We start from the raw sequence: 21,649 nt of genomic DNA, 5'->3' as shown, positions 1-21,649 counted from the left end.
GTCACTCCTCCGTGTCTTCGTCCTCGTCGGCGGCGTCTTCCATCTCGCCGACCAGGTCCGCGGCTTCGCTCTCGATCTCCTCGTCGAGATCGTCCAGTTCCTCGCCGATCTCCTCCTCGCCGCCGGGGACTTCGACGTCCTCCTCTTCCCCGGGGAGGTCCTCGGTCTCCGCCTCGACGACCTCCTCGACGATCTCCTCGTCGATGGCGTCGTCGGCGTCGGTCGCCGCGGCGTCGTCCGCCTCGTCGACCACGTCCGGCACCTCGTCGGGCTCCTCTTCGAGGAGGGACTCGACGCCCTCCTCCTCGATCTGCTGTTCGACCTCGGGGGCCTCGACGTCCTCGGCCACCTCGAAGTCGTCGGGCAGCTCCGCGTTCGGCGGGATGATCTTCACCGTCACGCCGATGGTACCCAACTGCATCACGGCGACGCCCTGGCCCTCGTCGACCACGTCGTCGGCGGGTTCGCCGTTGTGCTTGATGTAGCCCCGGTTGAACTTCTCGACGCGCGAGCGGGCGCCCGTGACCTTCCCCGACAGGACGATCTCGGCACCCAACGCGCCCGACTCCATGATGCGGTCGATGGTGGTGTGGCCCGCCCGCCGGAAGTACCAGCCACGCTCCAGGGCGTTGGCCAGCTTGTCGGCGACGACGCGTGCGTTGAGGTCCGGCTCCTCGACCTCCTGGACGTCGACCTGCGGGTCCTCCATGTCGAACCGCTCTTCGAGTTCGGTGGTGATCTTCCGGATGTTCTTCCCACCCTTCCCGATCACCATGCCGGGCTTCTCCGCCTTGAGCACGATCTGTGTGCCCATCGGCGTCTTCGCCACGTCCATCCCACCGTAGCCAGCCCGACCGAGTTCGTCCTCGAAGAACTCGTCGATCTGGGTACGCTGGAGGCCGTCCTCGATGAACGCCTGTTCGTCCGCCATCAGTCGTCGACCTCCTCGATGATCATCTCGACGTCTACCTCCGGTGTGTTGTGCGGGCTCGCGCGGCCCATCGCTCGCGGCTGTTGACTGGTCTGTTCACCGACCTTGTGCGGCGCCGTGTGGGCGATCACCATCTCCTCGGCGTCGAACCCCTGCCGGTCGGCGTTGTTGGCCACGTTCTCCAGCAGCTTCAGGAAGTCCTCGGCGGCCTGCTGCGGGTACCGCCCCGCGTCCCAGCCGTCGATGTCCGAGCGGTGTCCGACGCCGGAGTTGTGCTGTTTGAACGGCACGGACCGCTCCTCGGCGATCACCGCCTCGAGGTACTCCTCGGCGTCGGCGACCGTCTCGCCTTTGATCGCGCTGGCGATGGCCTTGCTGTGCTTCAGGCTGATGTTGCGGTCCCGCAACATCCCCTTCGCGGAGGTGTCCGGGTCCGCCTCGACGCTGTAGTTGATTCCCATTGTCACTTGAGGGGGACGAACTTCGAGGACCGGGTCGCCCCGATGCCGGCCTGGCCGTGCTCGACGGACGTGCGGGTCAACTGGAACTCGCCGAGGTAGTGCCCGATCATCTCCGGCTCCACCTCGACGCGTTCGAACGACTGCCCGGTGTAGACGGCGAACGTCAACCCGACGAACTCCGGGACGATCGGCATGTCCCGCAGGTGCGTCCGGATCGGATCGTTGGCCGTCTCCTCTGCGCCCGCCTCGCGGGCGCGTTCGAGCAGCTTCCGCTGTTCCGTGTCCAGTCCTCGGTCGATAGTTCGCCGCGCGCGTGCGGGGAGCAGTTCCGACACCTCGTCGAGATCCATCTCCTGCAACTCGTCCAACGTGTGACCGCGGTAGGTGAACTCACCCTCGCGGCCGGTTCGGTACTCACTCGAGCTCATCTAGGAGTCCCTCCCAGTTCCGGTTCGTTTCGACGCGATGTCTCCCACCTTCCGTCCCGGCGGGGCGTCCCGCGAGATGGACTTGGGCTTGCCGGGGTGCTGGCGGCCACCGCCACCGAACGGGTGGTCGATGGCGTTCATCGCGACCCCACGGACACGCGGGTACTTCGTCCCACGCGCCTTCATCTTGTGGTGCTTGTTGCCGGCCTTCACGAACGGCTTCTCCGTCCGCCCGCCGCCCGCGACCACGCCGATCGTGGCCCGGCAGTCCGGGTTCAGCCGCTTGACCTCGTCGCTGGGCAGCTGGACGACGGTCACGTCGCGGTCGTGGGTCAGCAGTGTCGCGGCGACACCCGACGCACGCGCGAACTTGCCGCCGTCGCCCGGCTTGCTCTCGACGTTACACACCGGGACGCCCTCCGGGATCTCCGCCAGCGGGAGCGTGTTGCCCGGCTCGATCTCGGCCGAGACGCCGATCTGGATCTCCTCGCCGACCGTCACGCCCTCCGGAGCGAGCACGAGGCGGCGGTCGCCGTCCTCGAACTCCACGTCCGCCAGCGGGGCGGAGCGTGCCGGGTCGTGCTCGATGTCGACGATCTCGCCGGAGACCGTCTCGTCGTCCTCGGTCGTCTTGTGCTGTTTGTCCGACTTGTAGCGGTGCGACGGCGCTCGGAACGTCGAGCCACCGCGCCCGCGTCGTTGTCCCTGAATTCGTGCGCCCATTCTCAGAACACCCCGATCCTGGAGGCGACGTCCTGTGCGTCGTCGTCCTCCGAGAGCCGTACTGTGGCCTTCTTCTGGCCACGCGGCGTCACCTGTGTGTTCACGCTCTCGACGCTCACGTCGAACTGCGACTCGACGGCGTCGCGGACCTCGGGTTTGCTCGCGTCCGTGGCGACCACGAACTGGAGCTTGTTCGCGAAGTCCATCTCGTCCATCGCCTTCTCCGTGACGAGTGGGTGTTTGATCGTCATCTGTCGGTCACCTCCTCGAGTGCGGCCTCCGTGAACACCGTCAGCCGCCCCGGGTGCGTCCCCGGTGCGAGTTCCTCGGCGTTCACCTCTGCCGCGGTCGTCACGTCGACACCCGCGAGGTTGCGGGCCGCACGCGACGGCTCCTCGCTGGTCACGAACAGGATCGACGAGGGCTCGCGGTACTTCCGGCCACGGGTCGACCCCTGTCCGGCCTTGATCTGGCGCCCCTCGTCGGCGCGCTCGACGTCCGCGTGGACGCCCAGCGCCTCCAACAGGTCGACGACCTCGCGCGTCTTCTCCAACTCCTCGAACTCGTCGGTGACGACGAGCGGGAGTTCGAGGTCGTCGTCGAACTCGTGGCCGCGCTCGGCCACCAACTCGGCGTCCGTCGTCGCGGCCAGCGCCGAGCGGACGGCGAGTTTCCGTTCCTTGTCGTTGATCTGCTTGCCCTGGTCCTTCTCGGCCTTCGGCGGGTGGGCCTTGCGCCCGGAGACGGTCTGTGGGACGCGGCGTCCCTGTCCGTTCTCGCGGGGCACGTGGGCCATCCCGCGGCCCGACCCTTGCGACTCCGCCGGCGTCCGCATGCCGGCGAACTCGTCTGCGCCGTACGCCTGTTTCCGGTTTGCCTGCGCGGCGAGGACCGCCTGCCGGATCAGGTCCGGCCGGTACTGAGTGTCGAACACGTCCGGGAGTTCGACGTCCCCGGTCTCCTCGCCGTCGAGGTCGTACACTGTCGCTGTCATCCTTGGTTAGACTCCGTGGACACGTACCGTACCTCGGGGTCGAGGCGCGGCTGGTCGTTCGGTCTGACCGCCGGGCGGAAGCGGAGGAGCCGCTTCTCGGGGCCCGGCAGCGACCCCTTGATCAGCGCGTACTGCCCGTCGACCTCGCCGTAGTTGACGAAGCCGCCGTCGACGGACGCGTCGTCGCCGTCGCCGAAGTCGAGCAGGCGCTTGTTCAACTCCGTCCGCTGGTGGTAGCCGGTCTGCCCCTGCTGGGGGACCGTCGAGCGGACGCGGGAGGGGTTCCACGGCCCGAGGTTGCCGATCCGTCGGCGCCACCCCTGACGGGCGTGCTTCCCCTTTCGCTTTTGGACGCCCCAGCGCTTGACGGGGCCCTGGGTACCCTTCCCCTTCGTGATGCCGGCCGCGTCCAGGTACTCCCCGGCGCGGAACACGTCACCGAACTCGTGAGAACCGCCGTCCTCGACGAGATCCAGCGCGTAGTCGACGCGGTCGGCGACGCTCTCGCCGCCGACGCGCGTCTCCATCACGTCCGGCTCCTTCTTGGGGACGTTCTGCAGCGTCGCGGGTTGGGTGTGTGTGATCAGCCGCAGGTCGTCGACCGCCCCGTCGTCGACGAGCGACCGCAGCTCGTCGGCGTCGGCGTCGAAGGTGTCCTCCGACGGGAGGTCCAGCGTCCGGTCGAGCTCCTCGTGGAACTCTCCCGTCCAGACCTCGGTGAGCGGTTTCTTCCCGTACGACGTCTCCTCGTAGGCTCGGACGGCGACGGCGCGCATCTCCGGGACCTCCACGACGGTGACGGGTACGGACTCCTCCATCCCCTGTCGGGGGGAGTCGTCCTCGTCGTTCACCATCACGACGTGGGTCATCCCGGCCTTGTAGCCGGCGAAGCCCTGCACGCCCGCGGCCCCGTCGTCGTCGGGCCACGAGCGCAGACGTGGGACCTCGCTGGCCGAGCGGGTGCGCGGGCCGAAGCCCATCGAGCCCTTGCGTGGTCTGCTTGGTTGTGGCATGGGTGTGTTGTGTGGCGTTCGTTCACGGCGACAGCGAGAGTGCGCCCAACGAGGCGAACATCGCCTCCTCGGTGCGCACGACCTCGCTGCCCTGGTTCGGAACCGTGTTCAGCCAGCGGTCGAACCGCGTGTCCGCGGGGTCGACCGGTGCGTCCTCGGGGTACCCGAGGATCGTCGGCAGCCCTCGTTCCGGCGCGCCGAACGCGACCGCGACGCGGTCCGCGTCGCGGCAGCGGCGCGTCACCGTCTCCAACACGGGCACGGAGAGGTCGTCTCCGTGTCGGGAGGTGGCGACGGCGACGTCGGCGGCGGCGAGTTCCTCCGACAGCTCGCGCCGGCACACGTCGAGACCACGGCGGTCGTCGACGAGTTTGGCGCGAACCGGCTCTCTCGAAGAGACCCTGACGGTGACGCGCTCCCCCTCCGCGAGCGCCCTGTCGGGCGGGACACGCAGGGAGATCGGGTGTTGCAGTCCGCAATTGACCCGAACGCGGCCTTCAGGTCCGACCTCGGTCACGATTCCGTCTCGTGTCTCCGACCCCTCCGGGCCGGAGTCGTGCGGGAGCAGCGGTGGGAGCACGCCCACGTGTTCGAGTTCGTCGCGACGGTCCCACACGTCCCGTCGCAGGTACGGTGGGGTCGCGGCGTACGCGAGCACGGTGTGGACGAACTCTTCGCCCCTGCTCGTCTCGCCTTCCCGGTCTGGGAAGACGACCAACCGGTCCGCCCGGAAGACCGTCGCCGCACGGGCGACGTAGCCGAGTTTCCGTGTGGCCTCGCGGCCGTCCTCGGCCTCCCGGACGAGCGACGACGGCACGAGCACGTCGAGTCTCGCACCGTTCATTGTCGCTTCACCGGACTGTGTAGACACGTGCCGGCTCGCACCCTAAAAACACTCCGGATCGAACTCGGTCGCGTGCGGCCGTGTCACACCGACTCGCGGCCGAATCGCGTGAGTCAGTGTCACGGGGTGTTTCGGTGGGTGTCGTGGTCGTGTGGAGGTGGTCGCGCGGAGGTGGTCGCGCGGGGGTGGTCGCGCGGAGGTGGTCGTGTGGGTTGGTGGTTCTGTGGGTAGCGCGTCTGGGCGACTACGGGGCTCCAGTGGGTCCGATCGGCCGTATCTCCGCCCCGCACGGCACCTCCCCCTTCCAGCCGTCTCGCTCACTCCGTTCGCGAGACCCTCGCGCGGCTCGCGGGTCACTTCGTTCCCCGCTCGCGGCTCCGAGGCTCTCACTCCGTTCGAGCCTCCAACTCGCGGGTCACTTCGTTCCCCGCTCGCAGTCGAGGCGCTCGTCTCACTCGCGCCGCTCGCGCGCCGCCGACCCTGCCGTCGCGACGAGCACACCTCCGCCGTCCACACACTGTCCCGTGGTACCACCTAAACACTAAGGCTGCGGGAGCGAATCGGGTGGGTATGACCACGAGAGCGGGCGACGTGCCGGCGTTGGCCGCGCGGGTCGAGGAGATCCTCGCCGTCGACCCGGCGACGTTCCAGGACCGCGCCGAGATCGACGCCGAGACGGTGAAGACGGAACTGCGCGACGGCACCTTCGACAATCACCAGTCGATCGTCGGGCTGGAGTACGAGTTCTACGCCGTCTCGCAGGGGCGCTGGAACGCCGGGGACGAGACGGAGGGGATGGGTCGCGGCGAGTTGGCTCGCGTCCCGCGCCGCCTGCTCGACCTCATCGGCTTCGAGAAGGAACTCGGCCTCCACAACGCGGAGATGACGACCAGTCCACAGCCGTTCAACCCCGACGGACTCCGGGCACAGTCCGCCGAGGTCCGGAGTCGCCTCCGGGCGGCGCTGGAGACCACCAGCCAGGAGGGGATGCGACTCGTCTCGGACGCGATGTGGACCACCCCGCCCGCGGGCGAGAGCGCGCGATCGTACCTGTCGGGTGCCGTAGAGTCGGAGGGCGTCCTGATCGGGACGAACATGTCCGACTCGCCGCGGTACCACGCGATGGGCAACGGTCCGGCGGCGGGCGACGAGTTCCGGATCGACGCCCCGTTCGTCGACTTCGCGTGTCGGACGGCGATGCCGGTGGCGCTGACGACCTCCATCCAACCGCACTACCAGGTGCCGACGGCGAGTGACCTGCCGCGGTACCACGACTACGCAATCAGACTCGCCGGCCCGCTGCTGGCGCTCGGGGTGAACAGTCCGTTCTTCCCGCCGGAGCTGTACGCCGACGACGCCGATCCGGACGCGATCCTCGCCGAGGGCCACGACGAGAACCGCGTCGCGACGTTCGAGTGTCTGAACGTCACCGGCGCGCCGAAGGTGTGTCTCCCGCAGGACCTCCACACCGTCGAGGAGGCGGTCGACCGCGTCGCGGCCGACGACGTGATCGTCCCGATGCCGGAGGACGCGATCGTCGCCGGCGACCGGTTCGACGACACGTTCGCGACGCTGCGCCGGAAACACGGCACCTACTGGCGGTGGGTACGTCCCGTCTTCGGTGGGGACTCGCGGTCGGCCGCCAACGCCCGTCTGGAGTTCCGACCGATTCCGGGCCAGCCGACCGTGCGCGACTCCGTGGCGTTCGTGGCGGCGTTCGCCGGGCTGATGGAGTGTCTTCCGCAGCGACGCCACCCGTCGCGGCGACTCGACTGGGGGACGGCCCACGACAACTTCCGCGCCGCGGCGGCCGAGGGCCTCGATGCGGACCTGCAGTGGGTGACCAACGACGGCGTGGAGACGACCGACATCGAGCGGGTCTTCGAGGACATCTTCGCCCACGCGGAGGCGGGGCTGGTCGGCGCGGGCTGTTCGGAACGGGAGGCGGAGGGGTACCTCGCCCCGCTACGCCACCGCGTCGAGACGGGCACCACCCCGGCGAGTTGGAAACGCGACCGAGCACGGGAACACCGCGCCGACGGGATGGCGTTCCCCGACGCCGTCCGTCGCGCGCAACGCGACTACCTCACTCGCCAACGGGAGACGCTGTTGGACGGCGCGTTCGCAGACTGGTGAGCCGTCCCCGGACGTGCGAGAGGGTGAGGGAACCGCCGTCTGTCGCCCCGCCACCGAAACCAGTATCTCCGCGCCGCCCCACCCGACGGACGGTGACGGACGACACCGACACGGGTGTGACACTGCGAGACGGCGTCGAGATCGCACTCTCGGACGGCACGCGCGTCGTCGCGGACGCAGCGACGCCGGACGGCGACGTGGCCGTCTACAGTCACGCCCACGGCGACCACCTCTACGACGACTCCCCCGGTGAGGCGGTGTGTTCCCCCACGACGGCGGCGCTGGCGGGGGTCAGACGCGACGACCCCGTCGCGGCGGTCTCACACCCCCGCGTCGAGTTGGTCGACGCCGGTCACGTCGCGGGCTCGCGGGCGGTCGTCGTCGAGGACCCGGACGGGACGACGTACTGTTACACGGGCGACGTCTCGACGCGGGATCGCCTCTCCCTCGACGGGTTCGAGCCGCCGGACGCGGACGTGTTGGTCGTCGAGGCGACGTACGGCACGCCGGAGTACGTCTTCCCGCCGCAGGCGGAACTGGAACGACGGATCGTCGACTTCCTCGAAGACACAACCGACCGGCCCGTCCTGTTGTTCGGCTACGCGCTGGGACGCGCACAGGAACTCCAGTTGCTCGCGGAGCGTGCCGGGCGGTCGGTGGTGGTCTCCGAGGCGATCGCGGACCTCTCGGCGGTGATCGCGTCCCACCACGACGTGTCCTTCCCCGGCACGCGGTACGACGACCTCGACGACCTCGGGCCGGGCGACGCCGCCGTGCTCCCCTCGGGTGTCGCGGGGTCCGACTGGGTGGATCGACTGTGCGACCGGACGGACGCGCTGGCGGTGGGGTTCTCCGGGTGGGCGGTCGACGACTCGTTCCTGTACCGCGGCGGCTACGACGAGACGTTCGTCCTCTCGGACCACTGTGACTTCCGGGAGCTGTGCGACGTGGTCGCCGCCGTCGACCCCGAGCGCGTGTACACGACCCACGGGTTCACGGACGAACTCGCCGCGCACCTCACCAGCGAGGGGTACGACGCCCGCTCGCTGGTCGCCGATCAACACACGCTCGCCGACTTCGGGTGACCGTGTCACGGTGCCACGGCGGTCGTGACACGACGACTGCGCTTCACCCGACGACACGAGGGTCGCGCCGACCCAGTCGGCGAGACGGTCCCGCTCACCCCGGTGAGCCGGCAGTTATCGTCGCCGAGATCCGTGCCCCGAACTTTCTTTACCTACCCGAGGATACGTGGAACAGAGGAGACACACAGATGGCGAAGGACACCGTCCGGTACCCCGACGAGGTCGTCGACCAGATCGACGCGCTCGTAGACGACGGGGTGTTCGAGAGCAAGTCGGAGTTCTACCGGTTCTCCGCCGAGTACGTGCTCGCGCTGGTCGACGACGAGTACGACCCGGCGACGTTCGCGTACGGGGAGTTGAAAGACGAACTCGACCTGGGCGACCAGCCGAAGCTGTTGGGTGCCGACGGTGGCCGCGACTTCCTCGACGCCGTCATCACGGTCCGGCAGTACGGACTCCGCAACGACTTCGAGGCCGCGGAGGCGTACATCGACGAGAACTACGACGCGACCGACCGCTCCGGGATGATCCTCGAAGAGCTGTTGCGCGTCTACCGCGACCGGGCCGAGGAAGGTGGCTCGGCCACCGGCGTCTGAGTTCCGCGACGTGTGCCGTCTCGGCCCTGCGTGTCTCGACCGACCAGTCGCGGGTGCAGCGAGACGCGTCGCGGGTGCACGGGGGTTGGCAGAGGATGCGGTGGGATGCGCCGTGGAGAGTCACCCGCGCAGTGCGTCCACCGGGCGGTCGTTGGCGGCGCGCCACGCCGGGTAGACCCCGGCGATCAGGCTCACCAGGATGCCGAACACGGCGGCCCCGCCGAGGTACGTCAGCGCCTCGCCGGTGAACGCCAGCGGGTCGCCGAGGAAGATCGCGTTCGCGGCCACGGAGACGGCGAGTGCGATCGCCATCCCGACCGCCGTGCCGAGCGCGCCGAGCATCGTCGACTCCACGAGGAGGATCCGCAACACGTCCCCGCGCTGGTAGCCGACGGCGCGCAAGACCCCGATCTCCTCGCGGCGCTTGATCACCGCCATCAGCATCGTGTTGGCGATGGCGACGGCCGCGACGACCAGCGAGATCGACGCCAGCGCGATCAGGAACAGGTTGATACTGTTCGCGAGGTTCTCGATGAATCGGACGATCGAGGAGAGTTCGAGGATGAACAGCTCGTCCTTCCGGCCGTTGAACCGCTCGTCGAGGTCGTCCGCGACGGCCTCGGCTCTGTCGGCACTCTCGGTGATCACCTGCACCTGGTCGTACCGCTGCGCCTCCAGTTTCGACAGCGGGAGGAACACCTCGTCGACGCCGAACTGAGACGTAGGGGTGAGGACGGCGGCGACACGGTAGGTGTCGCGCGACTCGATCTCGCCGGCCGGCGTCTCTCTCGTGGTGACGAGAGTGATCCGGTCACCGACGCCGAGCCCGTACTCGCGGGCGAACTCGTCGGAGACCACGGCGCTGTCGCGCCAGTTCGTCGGGAGTTCCCCACGCCCGATGTCGTGTATCACGCGTGGGTCCTCCATGTAGGTGATCCCGACGTCCTCTCGCCTGTCCGCTCGCTTCACGTACTCACCGGAACTCCCGGCCGTGCCGACCACCGCCCGGCTCCCGACCGCCTCCTGAATCTGGAGGACGTCCTCTCGGTCGAGGAACCGCTCGTCGGCGTCGAACCCCGGCGACACGAACACGTTGTTCGCACCCTGCTCTTCGAACAGCGCGAACTGACTCTCCTTGAACGCGACGCTCGCGCCGCCGACCGCGCCGATGGCGACGACGCCGATCACGATCGCCAGCGCCGCCAGCGCGGAGCGGGTCTTCGCTCGCGAGATGTTGCGCTTCGCGATGATCACCGACGGGAACTTGCCCGTCAGCCGGTAGAGGAGACTCACGCCGACACCTCCCCGACGGGGCGGTCGCCGGCGGTTCGTCTCCCGTCGGTTCGTCTCCCGTCGGTTCGTCTCCCGCCGGTTCGTTCGTGTGCGCGACGACGGCAACGCCGACGGTGAGTGTCGTGTGCGATCATCCGAGTGCCTCCACGGGTCGTTTGTTCGCCGCTCGCCACGCGGGGTACAGCCCCCCGACGAGCGCGGTCAGGACGCCGAAGACGGCGCCGACGCCGATGTACGTCAGTCCGGTCGCGGTGAACGCCAGCGGGTCGCCGACGAGCAGTTCGTTGGCGACGGCACCGAACCCGAGTGCCAGCGGGACACCGGCGCCGACGCCCGCGACGCCGAGCAGTCCGGCCTCGGCGACGAGCAGTCGGACGACGGCGAACTTCCCGAAGCCGACGGCGCGCAACACGCCGATCTCACCCTCGCGTTCGATGGCGGACATCAGCATGGTGTTGGCGATGGTCACCGCCGCGACCAACAGCGAGATGCTGCTGATCCCGAGTAGGAACTGGTTGATGAGCGTGAACGCCTGCTCTTGCTGTTCTTTCCGGCTCTCGGTTGTGGTCACGAAGACGCGGTCGCGGCGCTCGTTGAACGCCGACTCGATGTTCGCGACGAGTCCGTCGATCCCCTCGACGCGGACGTTCGCCTGGACGATCACCTGGTCGTAGGTGTCCCGGTCCAGTTCCGCGTTCGGGACGAACACGGCCCTGTCCGCCTGGAGCGGGTCGGCCTGCCCCTGTGGTTCGAGCACGGCCGCGACGCGGTACTCGCCGTCCGCGCCGCCCCCGTCGACACGGAGCGTGTCACCGACCGACACGTCGTTCGAGTCGGCGAACGACGACCCGACGACGACCACGTCGCGCCGGAACGTCTCCGGTAACTCACCCTCGCTGGCGTCGTAGAACGCCGACGGGTCGTCGATTCCCCACGTCCGGGCGAACACGATGGGGTCGCCGTTCGGTCCACGGACCAGGCCGGAGACGCGACGGATCGGGATGAGGGTCCCGCTCCCGGCGGCCTGCCGCATCCGACTCAGTTCACTCTCGTCGAACGTCCGGGTGTCGGGTTCGTCCTCGTAGAAGACCGGCGACACCGTCGCCGTCCCGCCGAACCCCTCGTAGGCGGCCAACTGGTCCTGTTTGAACGCTTCGCCGCCGACGCCGATCCCGCCGATGGCGACGACACCGATCACGATGGCGACGACGGCGAGGACGGACCGCGTCTTCGCCCGCGAGACGTTCCGACGGGCCAACACCAGTGTGGGCACCTGTGCGCTCAACCGACGGAGCAGACTCACCCGGGGTCACCTCCGTCGGTGGACTCGCCGCCGTCCGTGTCGCCCGACGCGTCGGTCTGCACTCCGTCGTCGGGCTCGCCGTCGTGCGCTACCGCCGTCTCGGTGGCCGACTCCGACTCGGCCGACTCGTCTGCGGGCTCGCCGTCGCCGTCCGTGTCCGTCACTGCCGGGGCGTCCGTATCGCCCGTGCCGTCGCCGTCCGTGTCCGTCACCGCCGGGGCGTCCCCGTCGGCCACACCGTCGACGCCCGTCACCGCCGGAGCGTCTCCGTCGGCGTCCGCATCCGTCACGGTCGAGGCGTCCGTGTCACCCACGCCGTCGGTGTCGGCGTCCGTCACGGCCCCGGCGTCTGGGTCGGCGCTGCCGTGACTGGCGTCACCACTCGTCCGCAGTGTCCCGTCGATGAGGTTGACGACGCGGTCGGCGGCCTCCGCGACGTAGTCGTCGTGTGTCACGGTGACGACGGCGACTCCCTCCTCGCGTCTGAGTTCGTCGAACAGGTCGAGGATCTGGTCGCCCGTGTCCCGGTCCAAGTTCCCGGTCGGCTCGTCGGCCAACACCAGGTCGGGGTCGTTGATCAGCGACCGCGCGATGGCGACGCGCTGTTTCTGTCCGCCAGACAGCTCGTCCGGGTAGTGGTCCAGGCGGTCGCCCAAGCCCACTCGCTCCAGCAACTCCGTCGCACGCCGGCGGGTCACCGTCGGCGTCCGGTCGAGCATCCGCGGCATCTCGACGTTCTCGAGGGCGGTCAGCGTCGGGATCAGGTAGAAACTCTGGAAGACGAACCCGATCACCTGCTTGCGCTTGCGGGTGCGTTCGGCGTCGTCGAACCTCGCTACGTCCTCACCGTTCAGCGTCACCTCGCCGCTGGTCGGCACGTCCAACAGGCCGAGCAGGTTCAACAGCGTCGACTTCCCGGAGCCGGAGGGACCGACGACGGCGACGAAGTCTCCGGGGCCGATCCCGAAGTCGATCCCCTTCAGCGCGCGGACGGTCTGGTCGCCGGTCTGGTACTCCTTGACCACGTCCCGCCCGCGGATGATCGCGTCCTCGGGGATCACGGCCTCGACCTCGCGGGCGCTCTTGGCGTCGAACCCGCCGGTCGCCGGTGCGTCGTCGGACACCGTCGTCACCCCCTGATCCGCACGGCGACGATCAGGAGGATCACCACGACGCCCCCGACTGCGATCGGCACGATCGGGAGCCCACCGCCACTGTTGGCGTCGCGACGGGGTCGGGTGTCTACCTGCGTGACCGGCACCTCGGTGGTGTACGATCGCTCCATGCCCTCCACGGTGTAGGTCACTTCGACGGGCACACTGGAGAGGTTCCCGGTCACACCCGTCGAGAGCGTGAACGAGGCGAAGTCACTCGCCTCCACGCTGCCGACGAAGTAGTCGGTGCCGGTCGCCGGGCCGGAGCCCGGGATCGAGACGACGACCGACGACACGTCGTCCGACCCGACGTTACTCGCCGTCGCCGACAGTTCCAGCGTCCCGCCGCGTGCGACGGCGTCGACGCCGGTGAGCGTCACGCGACCGGGGTTCGTCGGCTCGTCGAAGTTCCCCTGGAACGTGCGACTCACCTGCTGACGGCCGTTCTCGTCCGTGTACCGGAGCGTCACCGTCACCGGGTACCGGCCGGCCTCGTCGACGGTCGCGGGGAACGAGAAGCGCGCCGTCTGGCCGGCGGTCATCGTCGCCCGGACACGTTCCGTCGTGTCGAACGTCGCCTGGTCGCTACTGACGGTGACCGAGACCTGTCGGACGTCCTCGTCGAGACCGTTCGCGACGGTGACGTTCACGGGGCGACTCGACCCGGGCAGCGCGGTGGGGACGTTCACCTCCAGTTGCGGGTGTTCGCTCGGCTCGTCGGCCGGCGAGAAGTCCGCGTCGAGCGTGTACTCGACGTCGCGACGCTCGCCGTCCGTGGTGTACCGCACGCGGACGTCGACCGGCAACACGGCGTTCTCCTCGGGGCGCACGGTGTACTCGAACGTCTGCTCGCCGCCGCTGGCGAGCGTCGCGGCGACGCGCCGCGACTCCGAGATGTCGGCGGCGTCACTCGCCGCCACCAACTCGACGTTCGACACCGACGTGTCGAGTCCGTTCGACAGCGTCACGCGCATCGTCCGCGGCTCCCCGGGCGCGGCCGGATCGGTGTCGACGGCCACCTGCGGGTGACCCTGGATCACCTCGACGGTCACCGGCTGGACGATCCGTCTCCGGTCGCCGTCCGTGTCTCGTGCCTCGACGTGGAGGAACACGGTGTGTGTCCCGGACTCGTTGAGCTGTGCGTCGACGGCGAGCTCGCGGGTCGTCCCGGGACGCAACTCGCCGGTGAGGTCCGTCCGCGAGACGAGTTCGTCACCCTTCTCGCGTCCCTCGCGGACCTCCGCTTCGAGGAACTTGTAGGTACTCGAGGAGTCCTCGGTGCTCGAGAGGTTCGCGGTGATCGTGAACTCTTCCTCGGGGACTGGCTGTGACGGCCCGACGGTCGTCGAGACGGAGACGAGTCCGTCGGCCGCCGCGGGGGCCGAGCCCGCCGGAATCGCCGCTGCCAGTAACAGAACGGTCAACACGGGAGCGAGACTGCGTTGCATCTCTCGATCACTACTCCACACCCAGTGTGCATAAACTGGGGACTCTCGATTCACCCGTGGTGACTCGGGGAAAGAGTTAACGTGACCGAGCCGTCAGTCGCCCGGCGCCACCGACCTTTTGAGGTCTGGAGCCGTCACCTCGCCCGTGACTCGGGACCACGGCGGTGACGGGGACGTGGGTACCGACGGTGACCGCTCGACGGGGGACGACCCGGTCGTCCCACCGGCGGCCAGCGGCGACAGCACCCGTCCGGACGAGTCGCCGGCGGTGTGTCCGGTGTGTGGCGACCCCTACGAGTCGCTGTCGGACCACGACGCCGGGCTGATGGTGAACCTCATCGACAACGAGCGGTACCGCCGCGTCTGTTTCCGGCCCGTCTCCGACGGCGACACGCCGCTGGTTCGGTTCTTCCACCACACGCACGACCAGACGTGACCGGCCAGACGAGGTCGGTGACCGGACCGTGACCCGTCTCGGCCGCCCGCTGGACCGAGCGATTGAAGCCCGCATGCCGCGAGACGCCCGACAGTGACTGGACCTCACGACGGGTGGTCGCCGTGAGCCTCGTCGCGACCGCTGCACTCCTCGTCGCCGCGGGACTCGACGCGGCGGTCGGTGAGCCGCCGGCTCGCGTCCACCCGGTCGCGCTGTTCGGGCGTGTGGTCGCGCCGGTCGACAGAGCGTGGGGACACCCGCTTACGGTCGGGGTCGTCGTCGCGGTGGTCGCCCCGCTGATCGCTGCGGGGCTCGCCGGGGGAGTCGTCCTCGCGACCGCGTGGCTCGCGAGTGCGGGTGTCGCCGGCTCGGACGGCGACGCGGTGGTCGTGACCGCGGCTGCGGCGCTCGCCGCTGGTCTGGTGGTGTTCGTGACGACGAGTCTCCGTCTGTTGCTCGCGGAGGCGCGTGCCGTGATCGCGGCGACGACGACGGACCTCGACGCGGCACGGACCAGACTGCGGTCGCTGGCGGGGCGTGACGCGAGCGAGCTCTCGGCGGGTGCAGTTCGGAGTGCCGCCGTCGAGAGCGTCGCGGAGAACCTCGCCGACGGGCTGGTCGCGCCACTGACGGGGTTCGTCCTCGGCGTCGTCGGCTGGACGGTGGTCGGGCCGGCGGTCGCGGGCACGCCCTCCGCCGGTCTCTCGTCGTGGCCGATCACGCCGCAGGGGGTGACCACCGTCTCACCTCCGGTGATCGGTCTCGCGGTGGGTGCGGCGGCGGCGACGTGGGTGAAGGGCGTGAACACGCTCGACTCGATGCTGGGCTACCGGTCGAAACGCGTCGGGACACCCAGCGCCAGACTCGACGACGCGGTGATGTGGCTGCCGGCGCGGCTCGCGACCGTGCTGGTGGCCGTCGCCGCCGGCGCCCCCGGCGCGGTGCGCGCCGCGCGGCGCCACGCCGACACGCCCGACTCGCCGAACTCCGGATGGCCGATGGCGACGCTGGCGGCCGTCCTCGGGGTTCGCCTCCGGAAGCCTGAGACGTACGAACTGCCGTACGGCGACGACCTCCCCTCGCCGGCCGCGGCCCGCCACGGTGTCCGGGTCGCGGCGGTCGCCGGGGTCGCCAGTTACGCCGTGGCGGCGGTGACCCTCCTCGCGACCGTCGCCGCGACGGAGGTGGGCGGGTGATCGACGCGGTTCGCGGTGCGGTCGGGTTCCTCACCCGCGTCCCGGTCGGTCACTCCGAACGCGCGTGGCGGGCCCTCACCCGGTCGCCGTGGGCGTTCCCGGTGGTCGGCTACCCGCTCGGTCTCCTCGTCGCCGTGCCGGTCGCCGCGGCGCCGGCGCTGTCGCTCCCGCCCGTCACCGGCGCGACCGCGGGACTGGCGCTGTTGCTCGCGACGACGGGGATCACGCACCTCGACGGCGTCGCGGACCTCGGCGACGCGGCGGTGGTCCACGGCGACGCCGCCGACCGACTGGCGGTGCTGGAGGACACGACACTCGGCGTCGGCGGCGCGGTCGCAGTCGGCGTGGCGCTGCTCGGGCTCTGGAGCGGGTTCGCCGCGGCGGCGCGTCGCCCGGTCGTCGTCGCGGTCACCCTGGTCGTCGCGGCGGAGGTCGGCGCACGAGCCGCGACGGCGACGACCGTGTGTCTCGGCACCGCCGCCCACGAGGGGCTCGGGTCGCAGTTCGCGGACGCGTCGGGGCCACGCGGGGTGGTCCCCGTCCTCGCGGCGGTGACGCCGCTCTGGCTCCTCCCCCTGGTCGCGACGCTACCCACGGCTGGGGCTCCCGACGGCGGTCTCTCCGGGGTGGTCGGCGTCGCTCCGGCGGGGCTCCTCGCCCTCGTGAGTGGCGTGCTCGCCGGTGCGGCGGTCGCCGTGGTCGTCGGACTCCGACTCGCCGACCGACTCCTCGGCGGGGTGACCGGCGACGTGTTCGGGGCGGTGAACGAACTCGCGCGAGTGCTCGGACTCCACGTGGGGGTGGTGGCGTGGACGCTCTCGTGATGTGTGGCGGGCGTGGGACGCGACTCGACGCGGACCGCGAGAAGCCGCTCGTGCGTGTCGCGGGCGTCCCGATGGTCGACCGGGTCGTCGACGCCGTGTGCGGGAGCGACTGCGACCGGGTCGTCGCCGCCGTCTCGCCACACACCCAGGCGACGGCCGCTCACCTCCGCGAGCGGGAGGCTGTCGCGGTGGTCGAGACGCCCGGCGAGGGGTACGTCTCGGACCTGCTCGCGGCGCTCGACCACGTCGAGACGCCAGCACTCACGGTCGCGGCCGACCTCCCGCTGCTCGGGCCAGACGTGATCGACGACGTGGTCGCGGCCGCCGACGGCTCGACGACGGTCCACGTCCCGGCCGTGTCGAAGGCGCGACTCGGCGTCAGTGTCGACTCGTTGGCCGGGGACTACGACGCCGACGCGGTCGGCGGCAGCGACGGGACGGTCGGCGGTGGCGACGGGCCGGCCGACGAGGACAGAGGGAGCGACGGTGGCGACGGGGCGGCCGGCGACGACGGAGGGAGCGACGGTGGCGACGAGACGGCGACCCCGGTGTCACAGTCCCTACCGCGAACGCGTGTCCCGGCGGACGCGTGGGCACCGACCGGCGTGAACGTCGTCGCGGACGACGAGGACACGGTGCTCCGGCGGTGGGACACCCGACTGGCGGTGAACGTCAACCGGCGACGCGACCTGGCGGTCGCGGCGGAGTTGCTCGCCGCCGAGCGCGCCGACAGCGGGTGAGGTGCGTTCTCGGCACCACTCTTCGAGGTCGCGAGCCGTCGGGGTCGCCCGCTCGTCGGGTCGCGAGCCGTCGGAACCCCTCGCCCGGCCGCGAGCCCCCCGAGCCGACGAGGAAGACCCAAGTCACCCGAGTCACTCGGTGGTGACGAGCATGCACGCAGCGGGGGTGCGGGACGTAGAGCGCGTCCCACACGGCGGGGCGGACGATCCGGAGTTACTCGACTTCTCGGCGAACACGAACCCGGAGACGCCGCCGGGGACCCGCGAGGTGTACACGGAGGCGCTCGACGCGGCTCGTGGCTACCCGGACGACGCCTACCCCGCCTTCCGCGCGGCCGCGGCCGACTTCGTCGACTGTGCGCCCGAACAGGTGGTCCAGACGCCCGGCGGACTCGCCGGCCTCCGGCTCGCGCTCGCCACCCGCGTCGGTCCGGGCGACACCGTGCTCGTCCCGTCGCCGAGCTTCGGCGAGTACGCCCGCGAGGTCCGACTCCAGGGAGCCACGCCGGTGTCGGTGCCACACGAGTCCGTCGTCGACGCCGACCCGACGGACCACGCGGCGGCGATCCTCTGTCGCCCAAACAACCCCACCGGCGACGCACACCGGCCCGGTCGTGTGCGGGAGTTCGCCGCCCGCTGTCGCGCGGCGGAGACGGAACTGCTCGTCGACGAGGCGTTCCTCGGGTTCACCGACCACGCGTCGCTGGCCGGCGAGGAGGGCGTCGTCGTGGCGCGGGCCCTGACGAAACTGTTCGGGCTCCCTGGGCTCAGAGCCGGCTTCCTCGTCGCGACGGACGAGCGGCGCGACGACCTCGCGACGGCGCGGCGCGCCTGGAACCTCTCGACACCCGCGGCACGCGTCGGCACCCACGCGCTCCGGGCCTCGGAGTTCGTCGCCGCCACCCGCGAGCGCGTCCGCAGCGAGCGGGCTCGTCTCGCCGCGGCGCTCGACGAGCCGTTCGACGTGTACCGCCCGGACGCGCCTGGGCTGGAGGCCGTCGCGGCGCCGTTCCTGCTGTGTCGACTCCCCTCGGGCGACGTGGACGGGGTCGTCTCGGGGTTCCGCGAGCGGGGAATTGCCGTCCGCGACGCGCGGAGTTTCCGCGGGTTGGAGCGACACGTCCGTGTCGCCGTCCGCACCCCCGAGGCGAACGACCGACTGATCGAGGCGGCGCGCGCCGTCGCGGCGAGCCCGACCGACCGTGACGAGTGACGAGTCCGACGGGCGTGGTGGCGACGACGCTCGCAGCGCCACGTCGGACGACGACCACACCGGCGTCGTCTCCGTCGCCCGCGACGACGGCGTGCTCCGGATCGGACGACCGGGGACGCGGTGGCTCTCGACCGGCTACGACGGCGGCACGTCCCGCGCAGACGCGGTGTACAACGTGACCGTCCCCGAGGGGTGGTCGGAACGTGATCTACGTGCGTACGCACGCGACCGAGTGCGCGAAGCCCGCGTCGAGACGGCGGCGGATCTCGACGCCGAGGCGGACGGGACGGGAGTGGGCGACACCGAGACGGTCGAAGCGACACCCGTCGACGGCGAGACGCCCGAGACGGGAGCAGGCGACGGCCAGACGGCCGAGACGGGGGCAGGCGACGCCCGGACGCCGGTGCTGTTCACCGGCGTCGCGCAGCGCCACGCGCGAGTCGCCCGGCGTGGCTCCGTCGCCGCCGTCGTCACGGCGGGTGTCTCCAACCCGGCGGCGCTCCCGCAGCCGGACCACGACGCCGCGTCCTCGCGACTGCGAGGAGACGGGGAGACGGACCACGACGAGCTGGTCGGTGGTGGGGAGACGAGAGACCACGACGGGACGGTGAACGTCGTCGTGGTCACGGAGCGGTCGCTGGCGGCGGGGGCGGCGGCGAACCTCGTCGCGGTGGCGGCGGAGGCGAAGGCGGCGACGCTACTCGCGACGGTCGGCGTCCCGGGTACCACCTCCGACGCGGTCGTCGTCGGCTCGGACCCGGACGGCGAGCGGGCGGCGTTCTCCGGGAGCGCGACGCCGGTCGGGGCGGCGACTCGTGCCTGTGTCCGGGACGCACTCCGCGCGAGCCTGGCGAGTCGCTACGCGGACGGCCCCGGCGAGCCACCCGCGTCCGTCGCGGACGCCGCACACGGCGTCGTCACCGACGAGCGAGCGGCCGTCTCGGCAGTCTCGGCGGTCGACACGGAGTGAGCCGTCGTCTCGGCCGGGTCGGCCGTCGGCGACGACGGGTGACCTCGTCCACGGGGTGAGCCACGCCGGGAGGGCGAGTCGGATCGACCGCCCGGGTGTCCGTTCACCCCCCGACCCGGGACAGTTATGTCCGGTGGGCGTGCCCGTCGGGTATGGAGACGGACGACCCTGCCACGGCCGCGGACGCGGTGACCGTCGGCGTCCTCGCGACACACACGAGCAAGGAGTCGAAGGCCATCTGTAACGCGGTCGCCGACCTGGGCCACGAGCCGGTGTGGCTCCGGACCGAGAACACGACCGTCGCGGTCGAGGACGGCACCGTCACGCTCGACCCGGACGTAGACGTGGTGGCGAACCGACTGCTGCTCTCGAACGTCGCGGAACCCGCCGAGGGACTCGGACTGGCGGCGACACTCGCCCGCACGCGGCCGGTGTTGAACGAGCCGTCGGCGGTGCTGACGGCGGTCCACAAGTTCGCGACGGCGGTCGCGCTCGCGGCGGCGGACCTCCCGGTACCCGACGCCTTCCTCGCGCTCGCCCACGACCGGCTCAACGACGAGCGCCACCGCTACGGCGACGAGGCCGTCTACAAGACCGCCATCGGCACCCACGGCGGCGGCACCTGGAAGATCGACGCCGACGACCCGGTGAACCCGACCGTCGGGGACCGACAGGCGTTCCTCCAGGAGCTGCTCGACCGCGACGGCGAGCGCCACAGCGACCTGCGCGTGTACGTCGTCGGCGACGAGGTCGTCGGCGCGATGCGACGGTTCGCACCGGAGGGTGACTGGCGGACGAACGTCGCGTTGGGTGGGGACGTGGCCGACGCCACGGCGGACCTCGACGAGCGCGTCCGCGAGATCGCGCTGCGTGCGACGGAGACGGTCGGTCTCGACTACGCCGGTGTCGACCTCGTCGAGGGGTACGACGGCTGGTCCGTGCTGGAGGTGAACCCGACGGCTGGATTCAAGGGGCTGTTCCAGGCCTGTGGTGTCTCTCCCGCCCCGTACGTCGCCCGCCTCGGGATCGAGCGCGCCGGCGGGACGGTCGACGACGACCGCGTCGCACGTGTCGCGGAGACACTCGACGACTCGCGCCCGGACTGTCTCCCGACGAAGCCTCGACCGACCACTGGGGAGCGCCCCGTCGTCGGGTACATCGAGGACGTGGCGGTCGCCGGGACACAGGGCTCGACGCGGGTGTACGCCAAGTCCGACACCGGCGCGACGCGGTCGTCCATCGACACGTCCCTGGCCGGCGAAATCGGCGCCGGGCCGATCAAGAGCATGACCCGTGTGAAGTCGGGTAGCGTCAAGCAGGGTGCGGCGCGTCCGGTGGTCGACATCGTCGTCGGGATCGGTGGCCAGCGCCACACGGTGACGGCGAGTGTCCAAGACCGCTCGCACATGAGCTACCCGTTGTTGCTGGGACGCGACATCCTCGAACACTACCGGGTCGACGTACAGCGTCGCGCCGACGACGAGGCCGACCCGGACCGCGACGAGGAGTAGTCGACGCAGAGGGTCGTGGTGCCGCCGCGAGGCGGCGGCAGCCACTCGACACGTGAGTCGACCACACGCCGCACTCCGGGCGCAGAAGCCGGGGTTTATGTCTCTCGGTTTCGAGGGTGTGGGTATGGGATTCGGTAGCTACGACGAGTCCGAGCAAGAACGGCAGCAGTCCGACGGTGGCCCGGGCGACGAGGCGACCGTGAACGTCCACGAGAACGACCACGACGGCGACGTGAGCTTCGAGACCGAGGAGTCCACCTCGGACCTGGTCTCGAAGCTCCAAGACATGAAAGACGAAGACGACGAGGACTGACGCACCCGGACGCGTCGAAATCGGGTTCTCTGCCGTC

The 21,649-nt window shown here is 70.5% G+C and carries 22 protein-coding genes and 1 pseudogene; 11 read left to right on the top strand and 12 right to left on the bottom strand.

Annotated elements, in window-relative coordinates; genetic code table 11:
* Position 1: 1 nt before the first annotated feature.
* The 8 genes from RYH80_RS04420 to RYH80_RS04385 are packed head-to-tail and all read right to left on the bottom strand — an operon-like array spanning position 2 to position 5,394.
* Positions 2-931 carry a 30S ribosomal protein S3 gene (locus RYH80_RS04420; protein WP_370902645.1) on the bottom strand — a complete coding sequence of 310 codons (930 nt, stop codon included), beginning with the start codon at positions 929-931 and terminating at the stop codon, positions 2-4.
* Positions 931-1,392, bottom strand: a complete 462-nt coding sequence (locus RYH80_RS04415) for a 50S ribosomal protein L22 (RefSeq protein WP_370902644.1) — start codon at positions 1,390-1,392, stop codon at positions 931-933. The genes RYH80_RS04420 and RYH80_RS04415 overlap by 1 nt, the downstream gene beginning before the upstream one ends.
* Positions 1,393-1,394: 2 nt before the next feature.
* Positions 1,395-1,820: a 30S ribosomal protein S19 gene (locus RYH80_RS04410; RefSeq protein WP_370902643.1), complete on the bottom strand. Its 426-nt coding sequence runs from the start codon at positions 1,818-1,820 to the stop codon at positions 1,395-1,397.
* A complete protein-coding gene (locus RYH80_RS04405) occupies positions 1,821-2,543 on the bottom strand; it encodes a 50S ribosomal protein L2 (RefSeq protein ID WP_370902642.1) in 723 nt (240 codons plus the stop codon).
* Between the two features lie 2 nt (positions 2,544-2,545).
* Positions 2,546-2,794 (bottom strand): 50S ribosomal protein L23, encoded by a 249-nt coding sequence (locus RYH80_RS04400; protein WP_370902641.1) that lies wholly within the window; start codon positions 2,792-2,794, stop codon positions 2,546-2,548.
* On the bottom strand, positions 2,791-3,537 hold the full coding sequence (gene rpl4p, locus RYH80_RS04395; protein WP_370902640.1) for a 50S ribosomal protein L4: 747 nt from the start codon (positions 3,535-3,537) through the stop codon (positions 2,791-2,793). Before rpl4p ends, RYH80_RS04400 begins: the two co-directional genes overlap by 4 nt.
* Positions 3,534-4,550, bottom strand: a complete 1,017-nt coding sequence (locus RYH80_RS04390) for a 50S ribosomal protein L3 (protein ID WP_370902639.1) — start codon at positions 4,548-4,550, stop codon at positions 3,534-3,536. Before RYH80_RS04390 ends, rpl4p begins: the two co-directional genes overlap by 4 nt.
* Positions 4,551-4,572: 22 nt before the next feature.
* Positions 4,573-5,394 carry a putative RNA uridine N3 methyltransferase gene (locus RYH80_RS04385; RefSeq protein ID WP_370902638.1) on the bottom strand — a complete coding sequence of 274 codons (822 nt, stop codon included), beginning with the start codon at positions 5,392-5,394 and terminating at the stop codon, positions 4,573-4,575.
* A 570-nt stretch (positions 5,395-5,964) separates the two neighbouring features.
* On the opposite strand from RYH80_RS04385, the gene RYH80_RS04380 reads away from it, so the two are divergent.
* The 3 genes from RYH80_RS04380 to RYH80_RS04370 all read left to right on the top strand — a co-directional run bounded on the left by RYH80_RS04380 (position 5,965) and on the right by RYH80_RS04370 (position 9,211).
* Positions 5,965-7,530, top strand: coding sequence for a glutamate-cysteine ligase family protein (locus RYH80_RS04380; RefSeq protein WP_370902637.1), 1,566 nt, complete (start codon positions 5,965-5,967; stop codon positions 7,528-7,530).
* 92 nt (positions 7,531-7,622) lie between these two features.
* Positions 7,623-8,615 (top strand): mRNA 3'-end processing factor, encoded by a 993-nt coding sequence (locus RYH80_RS04375; RefSeq protein WP_370902636.1) that lies wholly within the window; start codon positions 7,623-7,625, stop codon positions 8,613-8,615.
* A gap of 188 nt (positions 8,616-8,803) precedes the next feature.
* A complete protein-coding gene (locus tag RYH80_RS04370; protein WP_370902635.1) occupies positions 8,804-9,211 on the top strand; it encodes a ribbon-helix-helix domain-containing protein in 408 nt (135 codons plus the stop codon).
* A 120-nt stretch (positions 9,212-9,331) separates the two neighbouring features.
* Here the strand turns inward: RYH80_RS04370 and RYH80_RS04365 are convergent, their stop codons facing one another.
* From RYH80_RS04365 to RYH80_RS04350, 4 genes and pseudogenes are all read right to left on the bottom strand, one after another.
* Positions 9,332-10,504: an ABC transporter permease gene (locus tag RYH80_RS04365; protein WP_370902634.1), complete on the bottom strand. Its 1,173-nt coding sequence runs from the start codon at positions 10,502-10,504 to the stop codon at positions 9,332-9,334.
* A 130-nt stretch (positions 10,505-10,634) separates the two neighbouring features.
* Entirely contained in the window at positions 10,635-11,807 is a 1,173-nt protein-coding gene (locus RYH80_RS04360) for an ABC transporter permease (RefSeq protein ID WP_370902633.1), read from the bottom strand.
* A 374-nt stretch (positions 11,808-12,181) separates the two neighbouring features.
* Positions 12,182-12,868: pseudogene (locus RYH80_RS04355) on the bottom strand (ABC transporter ATP-binding protein); the annotation flags it as partial.
* 68 nt (positions 12,869-12,936) lie between these two features.
* The gene (locus RYH80_RS04350; protein WP_370902632.1) at positions 12,937-14,409 is read right to left on the bottom strand and encodes a COG1361 S-layer family protein; all 1,473 of its coding nucleotides are present in this window, start codon (positions 14,407-14,409) and stop codon (positions 12,937-12,939) included.
* Positions 14,410-14,554: 145 nt separating this feature from the next.
* On the opposite strand from RYH80_RS04350, the gene RYH80_RS04345 reads away from it, so the two are divergent.
* From RYH80_RS04345 to RYH80_RS04310, 8 genes are all read left to right on the top strand, one after another.
* The gene (locus RYH80_RS04345) at positions 14,555-14,845 is read left to right on the top strand and encodes a DUF8145 family protein (RefSeq protein ID WP_370904742.1); all 291 of its coding nucleotides are present in this window, start codon (positions 14,555-14,557) and stop codon (positions 14,843-14,845) included.
* Between the two features lie 122 nt (positions 14,846-14,967).
* Positions 14,968-16,041 (top strand): CobD/CbiB family cobalamin biosynthesis protein, encoded by a 1,074-nt coding sequence (locus RYH80_RS04340; RefSeq protein ID WP_370902631.1) that lies wholly within the window; start codon positions 14,968-14,970, stop codon positions 16,039-16,041.
* On the top strand, positions 16,038-16,865 hold the full coding sequence (locus RYH80_RS04335) for an adenosylcobinamide-GDP ribazoletransferase (RefSeq protein ID WP_370902630.1): 828 nt from the start codon (positions 16,038-16,040) through the stop codon (positions 16,863-16,865). The genes RYH80_RS04340 and RYH80_RS04335 overlap by 4 nt, the downstream gene beginning before the upstream one ends.
* Entirely contained in the window at positions 16,850-17,605 is a 756-nt protein-coding gene (locus tag RYH80_RS04330; protein WP_370902629.1) for an NTP transferase domain-containing protein, read from the top strand. The genes RYH80_RS04335 and RYH80_RS04330 overlap by 16 nt, the downstream gene beginning before the upstream one ends.
* 151 nt (positions 17,606-17,756) lie before the next feature.
* The gene (locus RYH80_RS04325; RefSeq protein ID WP_370902628.1) at positions 17,757-18,818 is read left to right on the top strand and encodes an aminotransferase class I/II-fold pyridoxal phosphate-dependent enzyme; all 1,062 of its coding nucleotides are present in this window, start codon (positions 17,757-17,759) and stop codon (positions 18,816-18,818) included.
* A gap of 91 nt (positions 18,819-18,909) precedes the next feature.
* Positions 18,910-19,788 (top strand): adenosylcobinamide amidohydrolase, encoded by an 879-nt coding sequence (locus RYH80_RS04320; protein WP_370904653.1) that lies wholly within the window; start codon positions 18,910-18,912, stop codon positions 19,786-19,788.
* A gap of 152 nt (positions 19,789-19,940) precedes the next feature.
* Positions 19,941-21,299 (top strand): RimK family alpha-L-glutamate ligase, encoded by a 1,359-nt coding sequence (locus RYH80_RS04315; RefSeq protein WP_370902627.1) that lies wholly within the window; start codon positions 19,941-19,943, stop codon positions 21,297-21,299.
* 124 nt (positions 21,300-21,423) lie between these two features.
* On the top strand, positions 21,424-21,612 hold the full coding sequence (locus RYH80_RS04310; RefSeq protein WP_370902626.1) for a DUF5786 family protein: 189 nt from the start codon (positions 21,424-21,426) through the stop codon (positions 21,610-21,612).
* The last annotated feature ends 37 nt before the right edge of the window (positions 21,613-21,649 follow it).

The organism is Halobaculum sp. MBLA0147, from assembly GCF_041361345.1.
In the GTDB taxonomy this organism is placed as follows: domain Archaea; phylum Halobacteriota; class Halobacteria; order Halobacteriales; family Haloferacaceae; genus JAHENP01.
The sequence above is the reverse complement of the archived record's forward strand: the minus strand, read 5'-3'. Positions and strand labels throughout refer to the sequence as shown.

What these genes read in the sequence shown, in the direction of transcription:
- RYH80_RS04420 (WP_370902645.1), bottom strand. Translation starts at nt 931, where the DNA reads ATGGCGGACGAACAGGCGTTCATCGAGGACGGCCTCCAGCGTACCCAG.
- RYH80_RS04415 (WP_370902644.1), bottom strand. Translation starts at nt 1,392, where the DNA reads ATGGGAATCAACTACAGCGTCGAGGCGGACCCGGACACCTCCGCGAAG.
- RYH80_RS04410 (WP_370902643.1), bottom strand. Translation starts at nt 1,820, where the DNA reads ATGAGCTCGAGTGAGTACCGAACCGGCCGCGAGGGTGAGTTCACCTAC.
- RYH80_RS04405 (WP_370902642.1), bottom strand. Translation starts at nt 2,543, where the DNA reads ATGGGCGCACGAATTCAGGGACAACGACGCGGGCGCGGTGGCTCGACG.
- RYH80_RS04400 (WP_370902641.1), bottom strand. Translation starts at nt 2,794, where the DNA reads ATGACGATCAAACACCCACTCGTCACGGAGAAGGCGATGGACGAGATG.
- rpl4p (WP_370902640.1), bottom strand. Translation starts at nt 3,537, where the DNA reads ATGACAGCGACAGTGTACGACCTCGACGGCGAGGAGACCGGGGACGTC.
- RYH80_RS04390 (WP_370902639.1), bottom strand. Translation starts at nt 4,550, where the DNA reads ATGCCACAACCAAGCAGACCACGCAAGGGCTCGATGGGCTTCGGCCCG.
- RYH80_RS04385 (WP_370902638.1), bottom strand. Translation starts at nt 5,394, where the DNA reads ATGAACGGTGCGAGACTCGACGTGCTCGTGCCGTCGTCGCTCGTCCGG.
- RYH80_RS04380 (WP_370902637.1), top strand. Translation starts at nt 5,965, where the DNA reads ATGACCACGAGAGCGGGCGACGTGCCGGCGTTGGCCGCGCGGGTCGAG.
- RYH80_RS04370 (WP_370902635.1), top strand. Translation starts at nt 8,804, where the DNA reads ATGGCGAAGGACACCGTCCGGTACCCCGACGAGGTCGTCGACCAGATC.
- RYH80_RS04350 (WP_370902632.1), bottom strand. Translation starts at nt 14,409, where the DNA reads ATGCAACGCAGTCTCGCTCCCGTGTTGACCGTTCTGTTACTGGCAGCG.
- RYH80_RS04325 (WP_370902628.1), top strand. Translation starts at nt 17,757, where the DNA reads ATGCACGCAGCGGGGGTGCGGGACGTAGAGCGCGTCCCACACGGCGGG.
- RYH80_RS04315 (WP_370902627.1), top strand. Translation starts at nt 19,941, where the DNA reads ATGGAGACGGACGACCCTGCCACGGCCGCGGACGCGGTGACCGTCGGC.
- RYH80_RS04310 (WP_370902626.1), top strand. Translation starts at nt 21,424, where the DNA reads ATGGGATTCGGTAGCTACGACGAGTCCGAGCAAGAACGGCAGCAGTCC.